We start from the raw sequence: 16,205 nt of genomic DNA on the forward strand, positions 1-16,205 counted from the left end.
AGAGGAATACCCATGAACGTCAACTACACGACCGAAGAGCTCGCCTTCCGCGACGAGGTGCGTGCTTTCCTGTCCACCGAGCTGCCGGCGGATATAGCCACCAAGACCAAGCTCGGCAAGCACCTGTCCAAGGAAGACCACCAGCGCTGGCAACGCATCCTGTCGAACAAGGGCTGGTACGCGCCGGGCTGGCCGGTGGAGCTGGGCGGCACTACCTGGGGCCCGGTGGAAAAGCACATCTTCGACGAGGAGTGCGCCGCCTTCGGTGCGCCGCGCACCATCCCGTTCGGCGTCAACATGGTCGCGCCGGTGATCATCAAGTTCGGCACCCAGCAGCAGAAGGACCACTACCTGCCGCGCATCCTCTCGGGCGAGGACTGGTGGTGCCAGGGCTATTCCGAGCCGGGTGCAGGCTCGGATCTGGCGAGCCTCAAGACCCGCGCCGTGCGTGACGGCGACCACTACGTCGTCAATGGCCAGAAGACCTGGACCACTCTCGGCCAGCACGCCAACATGATCTTCTGTCTGGTGCGCACCGATCCCGAGGCCCAGCAGCAGCGCGGTATCAGCTTCCTCTTGATCGACATGAGCACGCCGGGCATCAGCGTGCGGCCGATCATCACCCTGGACGGCGACCATGAGGTCAACGAAGTCTTCTTCGATAACGTTCGCGTGCCGGTGGAAAACCTCGTCGGTCAGGAAAACCAGGGCTGGACCTGCGCCAAGTACCTGCTCACCCACGAGCGCACGGGGCTGGCCGGCATCGGCGCCTCGAAGGCGGCGCTGGCGCACCTCAAGCGCATCGCCATGAAGGAAGTCTGCGACGGCAAGCCGATGCTCGAAGACCCGCTGTTCCGCGCCCAGGTGGCGGAGGTCGAGATGCAGCTGATGGCCATCGAGATGAGCACCCTGCGCATCCTCGCGGCGGCGAAGGAGGGCGGTGTGCCCGGCGCCGAGTCTTCGATCCTCAAGGTCAAGGGCACCGAGATCCGCCAGGCGATTACCTACCTGCTGCGAAAGGTCATCGGCCCCTACGCGCTGCCCTTCCTTGAGGAGGAGCTGCAGCTGGACTACGACGGCGAGCTGCTGCACGCCGATTACAGCGCGGCGCTGGCCGGCGACTACTTCAACATGCGCAAGCTGTCGATCTTCGGCGGCTCCAACGAAATCCAGAAGAACATCGTCTCGAAGATGATTCTCGAGCTGTAAGGGGGCACCGCAATGGACTTCAAACTGACTGAAGAGCAGCAAATGCTGCAGGACACCGCGGCGCGTCTGGTGCGCGACGCCTACCCGTTCGAGCAGCGCGAGAAATTCAGCGAGTCGGAGCTCGGCTTCTCCTCCGAGTTCTGGGGACAGCTGGGCGAGCTGGGCCTGACCGCCGTGCCGTTTTCCGAAGAGATCGGAGGCTTTGGCGGTGGTGGCGTGGAAACCATGCTGGTGATGACCGAACTGGGCCGCGGGCTGACGCTCGAGCCCTACGTGCAATCGGTCATCTTCGGTGGCGGCTTGCTCAACCAGCTCGGCAGCGAAGCGCAGAAGCAGGACTTGCTGCCCCAGGTGGCGGCCGGTTCGCTGCAGCTGGCGGTGGCCTTCGAAGAGCCGCAGAGCCACTACAACCTCAACGACGTGCAGACCCGCGCCGAGGCGGTGGACGGCGGCTATCGCTTGTCCGGGCGCAAGGCCGTGGTGATTGGCGGGCACAGTGCCGGGCGGATCATCGTCTCCGCGCGCATCTCCGGCGACAGCCGTGACGAGGCCGGTATCGGGCTCTTCATCGTCGATCCGAACGCCAAGGGCGTGAGCCGTCGCGTCTACCCGACCATCGACGGGCGCAAGGGCTGCGAGCTGTTCCTCGACAACGTTCAGGTGTCGGCCGAAGCTGTGCTCGGCGAAGCCGGTAATGCCCTGCCGGCGCTGCGCTACCAGCAGGGCCGCGCCATCGCCGCGCAGTGCGCCGATGCACTGGGCAGCATGCAGGAGGCCTGCAAGCTCACCCTCGACTACCTGAAGACGCGCAAGCAGTTCGGCGTACCGATCGGCAAGTTCCAGGTCCTGCAGCACCGCATGGTCGACATGCAGACCGAGCTGGAACAGGCCACCAGCATGGCGATCCTCGCCGCGACCTTTGCCGATGGCGAAGACAACGACGACCGCCGCCGCATCATCGCCGCTGCCAAGTACATCTGCGCCCGGGCCGGTCGCAAGATCGCCGAGGAAGCCATCCAGCTGCACGGCGGCATCGGCATGACCTGGGAGTACAACCTCGCCCACCATGCCAAGCGCCTGGTGATGATGGCCCACGAGCTGGGCGACGATGACCATCACCTGAAGGCTTATACGAAGCTGATGCAGGTGGCGTGATCGGCCGAGGTCGAGTGAACGAAGACCCGCTCCCAGGAGCGGGTTTTTTTTTGACGGATGTCGATGCGCGGTTTGTGATTTTTGGATGATGCGGAGGATCGGTAGCGCCGTAGGGGGGATGTCGCCTTTCACATCCACGCGGCCGGGTCGATGCCGTGGGCCGGTGGATCGGTGGATCGGTGGATCGATGAAGCGTGATCCACCCTACGGCTGCGTCGGTTTGGGTTCGTAGGGTGGATGTCGCTTTTCACATCCACGCGGCGGGTCGATGCCGTGGGTCGGTGGATCTATGAAGCGTGATCCACCCTACGGCTGCGCCGGTTTGGGTTCGTAGGGTGGATGTCGCCTTTCACATCCACGCGGTCGGGTCGGCACCGAGGGTCGGTGGATCGGTGAAGCGTGATCCACCCTACGGCTGCGCCGGTTTGGGTTCGTAGGGTGGATGTCGCCTTTCACATCCACGCGGCGGGGTCGATGCCGTGGGTCGGTGGATCGGTGAAGCGTGATCCACCCTACGCGGGCTTGCCTGTGTGCGATCAGGCCGGCTTGGCCTGGGCGTCGTCCGCAGCCGCGCTCTGCGGCTTCCACGCCTGCAGCCGATCCAAGCTGCCGCGGTAATGCTTCAGCCCCATGCCGAGCAGGATCATGGCGCCGACCAGGGCGATGCCGGTGACGATCAACAGCGAATAGCGCAGGGCGTTGTCGTCGCCGAAGACGAAGTCGGTACCCAGCGCCACTGCTGTCGGGCCGATGCCGAGGCCGACCATGGTGATGACGAACAGGTACACCGCCGAGGCCTGGCCGCGCATGGAGTTGGGCATGATTTCCTGGATCGCCGCCGGGCCGACCCCGAAGGGCATGGCGATGGTGAACACGTGCAGGGCGATCAGGGCCAGCGCCAGTTCGCCGCTGCCGGCGAGGTAGGCGAGGTTGAGCGGCAGGGTCAGCGCTGCGGAGATGATGCCCACGCGCAGCGGTGCGTCGCGATAGCCGCGGCGGTGCAGCAGGTCGGACAGCCTCCCGCCCGCGATGATGCCCAGCGAGCCGGCCACCGCCACCACCGAGCCGTAGAGCACACCGACGTCGCTGGCCGACCAGCCGTAGGTGCGGATGAAGAAGGTCGGGATCCAGGCCGAGCTGCCATAGGCCGCGAAGGCCAGGCAGGCGAAGCCGAAGTTGTGGCAGAGCACGGTGCGACGGTTCTGCCGGATGTAGCCGGCCACCTCGCTCAGCGGCACCTCGACGCCGGCGCCGATGCCCTTGCGCGACGGCTCGCGAATTAACAGCAGCACGGCGGTGAACAGCACCCCGGCGGCGCCGAGCACGAGGAAGATCAGCTGCCACGGGCGAACCATGCCGAGCACCGGCAGGTGCACGTCGCCTTGCGCCGAGGCGAACTTGACCACCAGTCCGCCGAGTAGAAAGGCCAGGCCCGAGCCGATGTAGATGCCCATCGAGTAGACGCTCATGGCGGTGCCGCGCAACTTGGGCGGGAAGCTGTCGGCGATCAGCGAATAGGCCGAGGGCGACAGCGCGGCCTCGCCGACACCGACGCCGATGCGGAACACCAGGAACTGCCAGAACGTCCGGGCGGTGCCGCACAGGGCTGTCATCAGGCTCCAGACCAGCACGCCGATGGCGATGATGCCGCGACGACTCTTGCGATCGGCCAGACGACCGATCGGCACGCCGCAGATGGTGTAGAACACCGCGAAGGAGAAGCCCATCAGCAGGCTCATGTGGGTGTCGGTGATGTCGAGGTCGCGGCGGATCGGCTCGACCAGCAGGTTGAGAATCTGCCGGTCGACGAACGACAGCACGTAGGCGAGCATCAGGATGGCCACTGTCATCCAGGCGCGGGTACTCGAGGGGTAGCCGTTATTGTTGTTGTGCATGGCAAGCTCCGATTGGCGGGCTGTAGCCAGCCCGTCCTCACTGTTGTCGGAGATCAGCCATTCGGCAAGTTGAATAACCCTCGGATATGTTTCGCGATAGAGTCCCTACGTTCCGCTGTGCGAAACCCGCACTACCTGCCTATGGGCATGGGCCACCACCCGGTTTTCATCGCAAGCCAGCTCCGGCAGCAGCCAGCGGGACCACAGGTTGTCGGCGAAGCTGCGGCGGAAGAATCCGAAATGGCCGATCCGTGTGGCACCCACGTCGCCTGGGGCGATGCGCTGCATGGTTTTCGGTGCGCCGCTATAGAAGCCGTGCAGGGATTCGGTATTGCGCGCCGACATCATCTCGTCGTCGCTGAAGGACAGCGACGTCAGGGGTGTACGCACCGCCGCGAAGGCCTGGCGCACCGGCTCGCCTTCGACGCCGACCAGATACTCCGGATGCAGGCACCAGCGCCGCCACTGGCGAATCACCCCGGCCGGCAGATCGCCGACCGCGCCGATGCGGTCGCCCGGGAAATACCCCGCGATGGCGGTCAGCAGCGGAGCCAGGCCGTGCCAGAGCAACCACGCCTTGCGCCGGATCTGCGGGCTGTTCTCGCGCCAGTAGCCGCTGCCGGCAGCGATGGTGACGATGCGGGTCAGCCGGTGGTGACCCCTGACCAGCGGCAGGATCTGCGCGCCGACGCTGTGGCCGATCCAGTACAGCGGCAGGTTGCCAGCCGCTTCGGCGACCGTGGCGAGTACCGCGCTGCAGTCGTGGTGGCCCCAGTCGAGAATGTCGACCTGGAGCTGGCGCAGCGGTACCGAACGGGAGCGGCCCATGCCCAGGTAATCGAAGGTCACGACCAGGTAGCCGCGCTCGGCCAGCCAGCTGGCGAAGTCGGTATAGAAACGCTGCTTCACGCCCATCGCGGGTGCGATGATGACGGCGCCGCGTGAAGGGCCGCTCGGTGGGTACCAGTAACTGGACAGGGTGTGGCCGTTGCCGTTGTCGATTGCGCGTTCTTGCGCCTGTATCGTCGCCATCTTGTTGTTCTCCGCTCTTTCGCCAGTGCTGCGATCGAAGCAGTATAAGAACATCAGAATATAATTCTAGAAAATTATTCTAGTCAAAACTTGGAGGTCGGATGGCCCGCAGTAGCCGCAAGCAGGAAATCCTTCAGGCCGCGCTTGGTTGTTTCACCGAGTACGGGGTGGAGGCGACCACCATCGAGATGATCCGCGACCGCTCCGGTGCCAGCATCGGCAGCCTGTATCACCACTTCGGCAATCGGGAACGGATCATCGCCGCGCTGTACCTGGAGGGTATCGGCGAATACGCCGCGCGGCTCGAGGCCGGGCTGATCGAGACGCTGGATGCCGAGGCGTGCGTCCGGCTGTTCGTCTCCAGCTACATCGATTGGGTGGTGGCAAACCCGGACTGGGCGCGTTTCGTGCTGCACAACCGTGGGCGGGTCGAGGCCGGGGAGATGGGCGATCGGTTGCGCGAGGTCAATCAGGCCCATGGCGAGCGGGTCGGCGCGATTCTGCGTCGCCACCGTGAAAGCGGTGCTTTCCGGCGGATGCCAAGCGACTGTTTCATCGCCGTGGTGATCGGGCCCTGTCATGACATGGCGCGCAACTGGCTGGCCGGGCGCTCGCGCACCGCGCTGGCCGATGTCCGTGACCTGCTCGCGGACATCGCGTGGGCCAGCGTCAGGGCTTGACGCTGAGCTCGGTCAGACCCCGAGGCTTTCGATGTCGCGGGCGAGCATTTCCAGCTGGTGGGCCAGCGAGCCCTTGAGGGTGGCCTCGTCGAGCTGGAACGAGGGGGCGCCGCAGGTCAACGCCATGATGCTGCCGTCGGACAGGTGCAGTGGCACGCCGGCGGCCTTCACGTTGCGGTCCCATTCGCCCAGCGACAGGCAGAAGCCGGTGCGTTCGAATTCGGCGAAGGCGCTCTCCAGCGAGGTCTTCATCGCGTCCCAGCCGTCTTCGTATTTGTCGGCGAGCAGCGCCATCAGGTGCTCGCGCTCCTTCTCCGGGGTGGCGGCCAGGTACGCGCGACCCGCGGCGGTGGTCGCCAGCGGCAGGCGCACACCGGCGTCCATGCGCAGCGAGGTGACCTCGGCCGGACGGCAGTTCTCGATGTAGATCATCGACAGGCGATCACGGCAGGTCAGGCCCACCGTGGTGTTGGTGCGCCGGGCGAATTCGTCCATGTACGGCTTGGCCAGCTGGCGCACCCGAAGGTTGGAGACGTAGGCATAGCCCAGGGCGAGCACGCCGGAGTCGAGCTGGTACTTCTCCAGCTGCTGCGAATAGCTGAGGTAGCCGAGCTTGGTCAGGGTGTAGGTCATGCGCGACACGGTCGGCTTGGGCAGGCCGGTGATGCGGGCGATGTCCTGGTTGCCCATCACCACCGAGCCGTGGGTGAAGGCGCGCAACACGTCCAGCCCCCGGGCCAGCGCCTCGACGAATTTGCGATCCTTCGGAGTGCTGCTGTCTTCAACGTCGTCGCTCATGTCTCGGTGGTCTCGCAGGTAGGGGCGGGGCGAACGATAGCAGATCGATGGTCGGCATACAGGGAGCTGCGATCGTTGCGAGGAAAGCGTAGCGAATAACGTCGAATTCGACATCATGTTTCGCACAGTAAAACAGATGCAGTATCCGCGGTCCGAGAATGCGCGGCCATGGGTGTGTTGGACGTACGCAAGGGCGAGTCGGTGAAGCTCTTCGTCAGCCTCAAGGAGCCAGCATTGAGCCAGAAGCGTTGATCGAACACTGTCGCGCTTCCCTCGCGGGTACAAAGTGTCGAGCGAGGTGGAGATTCGCGACGAGGCGAGAGCGTTGTCGGCGCTCGAGCGGTAGCGGGCGGAATCGGTTCGAAGTTGCGTTTCTTTCGCGGTCAAGACCAGGGAGTGTGGGGCTCGTGTGGTAGCGGTCTTGAGCGCGAAGGGGCCGGTACGGTTATTCGCCTGAGCCGAGCGACGGCAGCGTCGGTCGGCTCATATATAAGGTCAGCGTATGGCCTTGCCTGCCTGTTGCAAGGGAGACCTGCAGTGCTACGGCGTTAGCAGCTGCGAGGCGGGAGGAGTTGTCGGCGCTCGAGCAAGGCAGCATCGATCGCTGCCTTGGCTATATAAAGGCAGCGGCACTGAATGCAGTTGCCTGTGCTGCAACGGCCCTGCGGCGACGGATGGTCGTTTGGCTCCAGGCGCCTGGGCACGGGCCCTGGCCTGGCAGATCGGGCTGCGGTAGACCGCTATGCAAAGCCATATCGCGCTTGTGGGGTGTGGGGCTTTCTGATATAAAGCAGCGCTCTTTTCTAGGGGCCCGGCTCTTCGCACGACGCTGCGGCTGGTAAGACCCCGATGAAACGCGGCGCAGAGCGCCAAATGACTGAGAGTTCAAGCGGCCAACCCATGCCGGGTTGGGCATGTGGTTTTAGAGGGCTGAGGCATGTCTAGAGTCTGTCAAGTTACCGGTAAGGGTCCGGTAACCGGGAACAACGTTTCCCACGCAAACAACAAAACCCGTCGTCGTTTCCTGCCGAACCTGCAGCATCACCGCTTCTGGGTTGAGTCGGAAAATCGCTTCGTTCGTCTGCGCGTTTCCGCCAAGGGTATGCGCGTCATCGACAAGCGTGGTATCGATACCGTTCTGGCTGAACTGCGCAGCCGCGGCGAAAAGGTTTAAGGAGAACGACATGCGTGACCTGATCCGTTTGGTGTCCAGCGCCGGTACCGGCCATTTCTACACCACCGACAAGAACAAGCGCACTACGCCCGACAAGATCGAAATCAAGAAATTCGATCCGGTTGTTCGTAAGCACGTGATGTACAAGGAAGCCAAGATCAAGTAATTGATCTGGCCCTTGACCAAAAAACCCGCCTCTCGGCGGGTTTTTTCGTTTCGGGGAACCCGTTGCGCCTGCCGTCGCTCAAGTGCAACGGCAAGCGAGCCGCGGCCTTAGCCCGCCTTTCGGATCGCGTCGGCGAAACGGCTGAACAGGTCGTCGATGTGGGACTTTTCGATGATCAGTGGTGGCGACAGGGCGATGGTGTCGCCGCTGGCGCGCACCAGCAGACCATCCTCGAAGCACTGACGGAAGATGCCGTAGGCGCGCTTGCCGACGCCCTCGGCATGGGGCTCGAATTGCACGCCGGCGACCAGCCCAACGGTGCGGATATCGGCGATGTGCGGCAGGTCTTCCAGGTTCTTCAGCGCGCTCTGCCAGTAGCCTTCCAGCTCGATGGCCTTCTGGAACAGGTTTTCCCGTGCATAGATGTCCAGGGTTGCCAGGGCGGCGGCGCAGGCGACCGGGTGGCCGGAATAGGTGTAGCCGTGAAAGAACTCGATGGCGCTGTCCGGGCCAGCCATGAAGGCCTCATAGAGTTCGTCGGCGACGAACACTGCGCCCATCGGAACGGCACCGTTGGTCAGGCCCTTGGCGCAGGTGATGAGGTCCGGGGTGACGCCCCAGCGCTGGGAGGCGAAGGCTTCGCCGACGCGTCCGAACCCGGTTATCACTTCGTCGAAGATCAGCAGGATGCCGTGCTTGCGGGTGATCTCTCGCAAGCGCTGCAGATAGCCTTTCGGTGGGAGGATCACGCCGGACGAGCCGGACATCGGCTCGACGATCACCGCCGCGATGTTTTCCGCACCGTGCAGGGTAACCAGGCGCTCGAGCTCATCGGCCTTTTCCGCGCCGTGTTCGGGCAACCCCTTGCAGAAGCGGTTGCGCTCGATGTCCAGGGTGTGCGGCAGATGATCGACGCCCGGCAGCAGGGCGCCGAACGCCTTGCGGTTGTTGGTCATGCCGCCGACCGAGATGCCGCCGAATCCGACCCCGTGATAGCCCAGCTCTCGGCCGATCAGGCGGGTGCGGGTGCCCTGACCGATGGCGCGCTGGTAGGCGAGGGCGATTTTCAGGGCGGTGTCGACCGACTCGGAGCCCGAATTGGTGAAGAACACCCGGTTGAGCCCGGCAGGGGTGATCTCGCTCAGCCGCTCGGCCAGCTGGAAGGGCAGCGAATGGCCCATTTGGAAGGTCGGTGCGAAGTCCATCTTCGACAGCTGCTGGGTCACCGCCTCGGTGATTTCCCGGCGTCCGTGGCCCGCGTTGCAACACCAGAGTCCGGCCGTGCCGTCGAGAATCTGCCGACCGTCGTCGGAGGTGTAGTACATGCCCTCGGCGCGCTCGAGCAGGCGCGGTGCGCTCTTGAACTGGCGGTTGGCGGTGAAGGGCATCCAGAAGTGGTCGGGCTGAGCGGTATGGGCCATGGGGAAAGCTCCGGAGCAGAGGGCGGGTTCGCCGAGTCTATGTTTAATAAAACGAACAAAACAAGGCAAAAACCGCGCCGTTCGTAAAAAATATTGATATAGCCCACGGCCCGGTTTAGGGTGCCCTTTTCCATGGTCGACCACCTCGAGGAACTCCCATGACCCGCCTGACACTCGCCGACTGGCAACAGCGCGCCCGCGACTTGCAGATCGAAGGCCGTGCCTTCATTCAGGGCGAATACACTGGTGCCGAGGCCGGAGCCACGTTCGACTGCATCAGCCCCCTCGACGGCCGGGTGCTGACGCAGGTCGCGAGCTGCGACCAAGCCGACGCCGACCGCGCGGTGGTCAGCGCGCGCAAGGCGTTCGAGACGGGCGTCTGGTCCCGTCTGGCGCCGGTCAAGCGCAAGGCGGTGATGATTCGTTTCGCCGGCCTGCTCGAGGCTCATCGCGAGGAGCTGGCGCTGCTGGAAACCCTGGACATGGGCAAGCCGATCAGCGACTCGCTGCAGCTGGACATCCCAGGTAGCGCCCGGGCGCTGCGCTGGAGCGGCGAGGCGATCGACAAGATATACGACGAGGTGGCCGCCACCGCCCATGACGAACTGGGGCTGGTCACGCGCGAGCCGGTGGGTGTGGTCGCGGCCATCGTGCCGTGGAATTTCCCGCTGATGATGGCCTGCTGGAAGCTCGGCCCGGCGCTGTCGGCGGGCAACTCGGTGATTCTCAAGCCCTCGGAGAAATCGCCGCTGACCGCGATCCGTATCGCCGCCCTGGCGCTCGAGGCGGGTATCCCAGCGGGCGTGCTCAACGTGCTGCCGGGTTACGGCCATACCGTCGGCAAGGCGCTGGCGCTGCACATGGATGTCGACACACTGGTCTTTACCGGCTCGACCCGTGTCGCCAAGCAACTGATGATCTATGCCGGCGAGTCGAACATGAAGCGCGTCTGGCTGGAGGCGGGCGGCAAGAGCCCGAACATCGTCTTTGCCGATGCGCCGGATCTCAAGGCCGCGGCCGAGGCGGCAGCGGGCGCGATCGCCTTCAACCAGGGCGAAGTCTGCACTGCGGGCTCGCGGCTGTTGGTGCAGCGCTCGATCAAGGACCAGTTCCTGCCGATGGTGGTCGAGGCGCTCAAGGCCTGGAAGCCCGGCAATCCGCTCGATCCCGAGACCACCGTCGGCGCGCTGGTCGATACCCAGCAGCTCGGCACGGTGCTCGGCTACATCGAGGCCGGCCGCCAGGGCGGCGCCCAGGTGTTGATCGGCGGCCAGCAGACGCTGCAGGAAACCGGCGGGCTGTATGTCGAGCCGACCATCTTCGATGGCGTCGATAACGCGATGAAGATCGCCCAGGAAGAAATCTTCGGGCCGGTGCTGTCGGTGATCGCCTTCGACGAACTCGACGAGGCCATCGCCATCGCCAACGACACCCAGTACGGCCTGGCCGCAGCGGTGTGGACGTCCAATCTGTCCAAGGCGCACCTGGCCGCCAAGGCGCTGCGCGCCGGTAGCGTCTGGGTCAATCAGTACGACGGCGGCGACATGACCGCGCCCTTTGGTGGCTTCAAGCAATCGGGCAACGGCCGCGACAAGTCGCTGCACGCCTTCGACAAGTACACCGAGCTCAAGGCGACCTGGATAAAGCTTTAAGGAGCAGCAATAGCCGGAAGCCAGAGGCTGGAGGCAGACGCGCCATCATGCGTTCGGCTTCAGGCTTCAGAGGCTTTATTGCCCTTGCTGCTAGACCGTCGGCGGTTCGCCCGGAGCCCGGCGGAGCCGTCACTCGGCAAGGCGGACCTGGTTGCGACCGTTGTGCTTGGCGCTGTAGAGCGCGCGATCAGCCTGTTCGAGCAGGTCGTTGGGGCGCATGCCCTCGGCGGTTTCGGCGATGCCGGCGCTCAGGGTCACGTTGAAACGCTGGTCGTCGGCGCTGAAGATCAGCTCGGCGAAACGCTCGCGGATCTCGTCAATCACACGTTTGGCCTGGGCGGCCGAGCAGTTGGGGAGCACCGCGACGAATTCCTCGCCGCCGTAGCGGCCCAGGCTGTCGACGCGGCGCAGGCGCTGGCGCATCAGGTTGGCCAGCGCGCGGATGACGTTGTCCCCGGCGGCGTGGCCATGACTGTCGTTGACCTTCTTGAAGTGGTCGATATCGAGCATGACCGCGCTGGTGGGCTTGCCCGAGCGCTGCGCACGCTGCACCTCCACCGCCAGGTGTTCCTTGATGTCGGCGTGCTTGAGCAGGCCGGTAAGGCTGTCGCGCGCCAGCGCGTTGCTCAGCGAACGGGCCCTTTGCGCGTGGGAGAACACGGAAGAGATCAGCGCGTTGTCGCTGATCGGCTTGGTGATGAAATCGTCGCCAGCCTTCACCAGCGCTGCCATCTGTCGGGTGATGTCGGTTTCGGCCGAGAGATAAATGATCGTTACCCGCAGCCATTCGTCATTCAGGCGAATGGTCTGTGCCAGTTCCGGACCGGAGCAGCCGGGCATGTTGACGTCCAGCAACAGCACCTCGGGATTGAAGTTGTGCAGGGCCTCGAACAGCCGGCCGGGCTCGCCCAGCACCTCGACCTGCATCCGCGCGCTGCGCAGCGCCAGGCTGTAACGCGTGGCCAGCTCCAGATCGTCGTCGATGATCAACACCCGGAACGGCTCGCCCTGTTGCTGGTTCAGGCAGTGCTCCAGGCGCTGTTCCAGGCGGGTGATGTCCAGTGGCCGGGTGAAATAGCCCTGGGCGCCCGCACGCACCGCGGCCAGTTGGCTGTCGAAATCGTCCCGGTCATTGATCAGCAGCAGGGGCAGCGGCGTTTGCAGGTTCGGCTGGATTGCGGCGGCCTGTTGCAGGTCGTCATCCTGGCTGAGGCTGACGATCAGCGCGTCGGGCAACTGCCGGGCCGTAGCCTCGGCCAGCGCCTGGGCGGTGGCGAAGTGGCTGACCTCGTAGCCGAAGTTGCCGAGTGTCTGGACCATGCCGGTCGCCGCATCGGGATCGCCCTCGAGCAGATAGATGCGGGTACCGCCGGCTTCGCCGTGGCTATCGAGGCGCTCCGTTTCGGGTGTCCGGGCCGAGGGTGCGGCGGGGGACTGTTCGGCGAAGTGGGCGATGTCCCGACCCAACTGATCGAGACTGCTTTCGGTGCTCTGGCCAGCCTCGAGCCAGGCATCCACGCGTTGCTCGAGCAGCCTGGCCTCGTCGCCGACACGGGAGAAGCCAAAGGTTCCGGCCGAGCCGGCGAGCCTGTGCAGACGCTCGCGAATTTCGCCGAGGTAGCCGAGGGCCTCGGGCTCCCGGCTGTGAACGAAACCGGCCAGGCGGGCCAGTTCCGGTAGTTCCAGGCTCAGCCGCTCAGCGAATCTGTCGGTCAGGGCTTGCAGCTGGCGCTGCAACTCGAGCCCGGCATCAGTCATGTAGGTGTTTCCATATGTCCTGCAGGCGTGCGGACAATTGCATGGGATCGAAGGGTTTGGCCAATACGTCGCGGGCACCGAGCTGACGCAGCTCGTTCAGCCGCTCCGGCTCCACGGTACCAGTGAGGAAAACCACCGGCACCTGGGTCAGGTCGATGCGCTGGCCGAGCTGGCGCAACAGCTCCATGCCGTCCATTTCGGGAAGCATCATATCCAGCAAGATCAGATCGGGTGCGAAATCCCGTACGCGGTCCAGTGCCTCCTGGGCCGACAGACAGCTGAGCACCTCGAAGCCGCCGATCTTTTCCAGGGCGATGCGGGTCACCACCTGGATCGAGGGTACGTCTTCGACATGGAGAATCCGCTTGAGTTGCTTCATGGCTGTTGACCCTCACTGGTCGTTGCCGGTTGTTCGTAGCGCGGTAGCTCGAACCAGAAGCAGGCACCGCGGCCCTCTTCGGAGTCGAAGCCGATACGTCCGCCCATACGTTCGATCAGATCCTTGCTGATGGCCAGGCCGAGGCCGGTGCCGCCCTGCTGGCGGGTGTCCGACGAGTCGGCCTGGGCGAATTTCTGGAACACCCGCTCGCGAAAGGCCTCGCTGATGCCGGGGCCCTGGTCGGTGACACTGACCCGCACGGCGTCGCCGCGCATCTCGGCGCTTATGCATACCTCTTCGCCAGGCGGAGAGAACTTGGCCGCGTTGGACAGCAGATTGCTCAGTACCTGATGCAGGCGCAGGGTATCGACGCGAACGAGCGCCTCGCTGGAGTGCGTCAGGCGATAGCGCACGCCGAGCCGCTTGGCATAGCCTTCGTTGCTGCGCAGGGCCTGTTTCAGCAGCGGCTGCAAGGGCTGGATGTGCAGGTCGAAGCGCATCTTTCCGGCGTTGAGCTTGTCCATGTCGAGCAGGTCGTTGATCAGCGCGGTGAGCCGCTGGCTATTCTGGTGGGCGATGCCCAGCAGCTCCTGCAGGTGGGGCGGCACCTCGCCGATCACTTCGCCACAGATCAGCGCGAGCGAGCCCGTAATCGAGGTCAGCGGCGTGCGCAGCTCGTGGCTGACGGTGGAGATGAACTCGCGCTGCAGCTGCTCGATGCGCTTGCGTTCGGTGATGTCGTGCAGCACCGCGACGGCACCGATCTGGTCACCGTCCGGTGCATGCAACGGGTCGGCATTGACCAGCACATGACGCGGCTGGCCGTCGAGCACGATGGTCATCTCGAGATTGGTGATGTGCTCGCCGTGCAACGCCCGACGCAGCGGAATCTCCTCCTCGGCCAGCAAGGTGACGCCGTCGGCGTGATAGAGGTGGTAGCGGCTGGCCCACTGGTCGGGGGAAATCGGCTCGGCATCATGGCCATGCCACTCCCTGGCCTTGTCATTGAATAACGTCAGGTGGCCTTCGGCGTCACAGGCGATTACCGCTTCGGAGAGGGCCTCGAGCAGACGACGGTTCATTTCCTGCTGCTTGGCCAGCTCATCCTGCTGCGCGCGGCGCTCGGTGATGTCCGTGACCAGGCCATGCCAGAGCACCGAACCATCGGGGCGGGGCATCGGTGTGGCCCGTGCCTCGACCCAGATCAGCCCCTTGCGCGGGTGGTTGATGCGGTGCTCGAAGTGCCACGGCGAGAGGGTCGCGGCGGCGGCACGGATGGTACGGCCGACGCGCTGGCGGTCCTCCGGATGCATGACCGCAAACAGCGGATTGACGCTGTCGGAAATCTGGTTCGAGGTCAGCCCGTAGATCTGTTCGATGCCTTCGCTGGCATAGGGGAACTGGCCGCGCTCGCCGGGTCGCCAGAGGTACTGGAAGAGCATGCCCGGCACCTGCGCCGCGATCTGTTGCAGGCGCAGCTGAAGCTGTTGCTGGTAGCCCATGTCGTACGCGATGGCGAGGTAGCCGCGTAGTCGCTGCTGGTCGTCGATGATCGAAGAGACGCTCAGTTGTACCGGGATCAGGCCAGCGTTGCGGTGCCGCATCTGCCATTCGCGCAGCTCGCGGTGGCCGCGTTGCAGCTCGGCGGTCAGCACGTCGAAGCCGGGTTCGATCGGCCGCCCCAGCTCTTGCGACATTGCCGAGGCACGCGCCTGCAGGGCCTCGCTGGTCAGCAGCGTCTGCGCGAAGGGCTGGTCGATCAGCTCCGCCTCCCGGTAACCGAGCAACTGCTCGACGGCGGGGTTGATACTGGCGATATGTCCCGCCTGGTCTACCACCACCACCGCACTGCTGGCGCTGTCGAGGATGGCTTTCTGGAGTGCGGCCTGTTCGGCATGGCGGCGGGTCAGCAGGCGCTGTTCGAACAGGCGGATGACCTGGCGACCGAGGCGCTCGAGGGCGTCGCGCTGCTGGTCGCTGAGCTGGCGTGGCTTGCGGTCGATCACGCAGAGCGTGCCCAGGTTGTAACCGTCGGGCGTGGTCAGTGGCGCCCCGGCGTAGAAGCGGATGTCCGGCGCATCGGTGACCAGCGGATTGTTGGCGAAGCAAGGATCGCGGGTGGCGTCCGGCACTTCGAAGACATCGTTGCCCTGAATGGTGTGGGTGCAGAACGAGATTTCCCGCGGGGTCTCGCTGACCTCAAGCCCGACGCGGCTCTTGAACCACTGTCGGCGCTCGTCGATCAACGAGATCAGGGCGATGGGCGTGCCGCAGAACTGCGCGGCCAGCTGGGTGAAATCGTCGAAGGCGTCCTCATCGGGCGTATCGAGAATCTCATAACGCAGCAGGGCGGCCAGGCGCGAAAGTTCGCGCTGTGGCGGGGCGAGCGTCGTGCTCGTGTTCGCAGGTTCCATCGGGTTGCCTGATGCTCGGCTCATTGTGTTTGTTCCGGCGGCGCCATCAACCTCGCCCGGCTTGCCAGATGGACCTTACCTGGCCTGCCAGCAGCATGGGGTCGAAGGGTTTGATGATCACTTCCCGAGCACCCAGGCCCCGCAGGTACTCGACTTCGTTGGGTTGCACCTTGGCCGTCATGAAGGCTACCGGGATGTCTGCCAGGGCGAGGCGTTCACGCAGGCGCGCCAGGGTTTCGGGGCCGTCCATGCCGGGCATCATCACGTCGAGCAGAATGAAGTCGGGCGCGAAGCCCAGGGCTTGTTCCAGGGCTTCCGGGCCGGACGAGCAGCACAACACCTCGAATCCACCGACCACCTCCAGCGCGACCTTGGTCACCGCCTGGATGGAGGGATCATCCTCGACATGCAGAATTCGCCTCAGCTCGTTCATCGTCTCGCCCCAATGAGTGTAGTTTGCCCATGCTGGCAT

At 64.7% G+C, this 16,205-nt stretch carries 14 protein-coding genes; 6 read left to right on the plus strand and 8 right to left on the minus strand.

Going from position 1 to position 16,205, the window contains the following annotated elements; genetic code table 11:
* Positions 1 to 12: 12 nt before the first annotated feature.
* Positions 13 to 1,209 carry an acyl-CoA dehydrogenase family protein gene (locus G7026_RS06155; protein WP_181069883.1) on the plus strand — a complete coding sequence of 399 codons (1,197 nt, stop codon included), beginning with the start codon at positions 13 to 15 and terminating at the stop codon, positions 1,207 to 1,209.
* Positions 1,210 to 1,221: 12 nt separating this feature from the next.
* Positions 1,222 to 2,364 carry an acyl-CoA dehydrogenase family protein gene (locus G7026_RS06160; protein ID WP_181069884.1) on the plus strand — a complete coding sequence of 381 codons (1,143 nt, stop codon included), beginning with the start codon at positions 1,222 to 1,224 and terminating at the stop codon, positions 2,362 to 2,364.
* A gap of 536 nt (positions 2,365 to 2,900) precedes the next feature.
* Here G7026_RS06160 and G7026_RS06165 read toward each other — a convergent pair.
* Positions 2,901 to 4,259: a spinster family MFS transporter gene (locus G7026_RS06165; RefSeq protein ID WP_181069885.1), complete on the minus strand. Its 1,359-nt coding sequence runs from the start codon at positions 4,257 to 4,259 to the stop codon at positions 2,901 to 2,903.
* Positions 4,260 to 4,364: 105 nt separating this feature from the next.
* Positions 4,365 to 5,291 (minus strand): alpha/beta hydrolase family protein, encoded by a 927-nt coding sequence (locus G7026_RS06170; RefSeq protein WP_181069886.1) that lies wholly within the window; start codon positions 5,289 to 5,291, stop codon positions 4,365 to 4,367.
* A gap of 101 nt (positions 5,292 to 5,392) precedes the next feature.
* Here G7026_RS06170 and G7026_RS06175 point away from each other — a divergent pair, with 101 nt between their 5' ends.
* The gene (locus G7026_RS06175) at positions 5,393 to 5,971 is read left to right on the plus strand and encodes a TetR/AcrR family transcriptional regulator (protein WP_181069887.1); all 579 of its coding nucleotides are present in this window, start codon (positions 5,393 to 5,395) and stop codon (positions 5,969 to 5,971) included.
* A 12-nt stretch (positions 5,972 to 5,983) separates the two neighbouring features.
* Here the strand turns inward: G7026_RS06175 and G7026_RS06180 are convergent, their stop codons facing one another.
* Positions 5,984 to 6,769 (minus strand): IclR family transcriptional regulator, encoded by a 786-nt coding sequence (locus G7026_RS06180; protein ID WP_181069888.1) that lies wholly within the window; start codon positions 6,767 to 6,769, stop codon positions 5,984 to 5,986.
* Positions 6,770 to 7,706: 937 nt separating this feature from the next.
* Here G7026_RS06180 and rpmB point away from each other — a divergent pair.
* Entirely contained in the window at positions 7,707 to 7,943 is a 237-nt protein-coding gene (gene rpmB / locus G7026_RS06185; RefSeq protein ID WP_181069889.1) for a 50S ribosomal protein L28, read from the plus strand.
* Positions 7,944 to 7,953: 10 nt separating this feature from the next.
* Complete coding sequence (gene rpmG, locus G7026_RS06190) at positions 7,954 to 8,109, plus strand: 50S ribosomal protein L33 (RefSeq protein WP_102820382.1); 156 nt, start codon at positions 7,954 to 7,956, stop codon at positions 8,107 to 8,109.
* 107 nt (positions 8,110 to 8,216) lie between these two features.
* Here rpmG and G7026_RS06195 read toward each other — a convergent pair whose 3' ends face one another.
* Positions 8,217 to 9,530, minus strand: a complete 1,314-nt coding sequence (locus tag G7026_RS06195) for an aspartate aminotransferase family protein (protein WP_181069890.1) — start codon at positions 9,528 to 9,530, stop codon at positions 8,217 to 8,219.
* Between the two features lie 158 nt (positions 9,531 to 9,688).
* Here G7026_RS06195 and G7026_RS06200 point away from each other — a divergent pair, with 158 nt between their 5' ends.
* The gene (locus G7026_RS06200; protein ID WP_181069891.1) at positions 9,689 to 11,182 is read left to right on the plus strand and encodes an aldehyde dehydrogenase; all 1,494 of its coding nucleotides are present in this window, start codon (positions 9,689 to 9,691) and stop codon (positions 11,180 to 11,182) included.
* A gap of 129 nt (positions 11,183 to 11,311) precedes the next feature.
* On the opposite strand, the gene G7026_RS06205 is transcribed toward G7026_RS06200, so the two are convergent.
* Genes G7026_RS06205 through G7026_RS06220 form a run of 4 tightly spaced genes read right to left on the minus strand, consistent with a single transcriptional unit; the run spans position 11,312 to position 16,166 of the window.
* A complete protein-coding gene (locus G7026_RS06205; RefSeq protein WP_181069892.1) occupies positions 11,312 to 12,940 on the minus strand; it encodes a diguanylate cyclase in 1,629 nt (542 codons plus the stop codon).
* Positions 12,933 to 13,319 carry a response regulator gene (locus G7026_RS06210; protein ID WP_181069893.1) on the minus strand — a complete coding sequence of 129 codons (387 nt, stop codon included), beginning with the start codon at positions 13,317 to 13,319 and terminating at the stop codon, positions 12,933 to 12,935. The genes G7026_RS06205 and G7026_RS06210 overlap by 8 nt, the downstream gene beginning before the upstream one ends.
* On the minus strand, positions 13,316 to 15,733 hold the full coding sequence (locus G7026_RS06215; protein ID WP_181070334.1) for a PAS domain S-box protein: 2,418 nt from the start codon (positions 15,731 to 15,733) through the stop codon (positions 13,316 to 13,318). The genes G7026_RS06210 and G7026_RS06215 overlap by 4 nt, the downstream gene beginning before the upstream one ends.
* Before the next feature lie 46 nt (positions 15,734 to 15,779).
* A complete protein-coding gene (locus G7026_RS06220; protein ID WP_181069894.1) occupies positions 15,780 to 16,166 on the minus strand; it encodes a response regulator in 387 nt (128 codons plus the stop codon).
* Positions 16,167 to 16,205 lie beyond the last annotated feature (39 nt).

The sequence above is a fragment of the Stutzerimonas azotifigens genome (genome assembly GCF_013522725.1).
Lineage (GTDB): Bacteria > Pseudomonadota > Gammaproteobacteria > Pseudomonadales > Pseudomonadaceae > Stutzerimonas > Stutzerimonas azotifigens_A.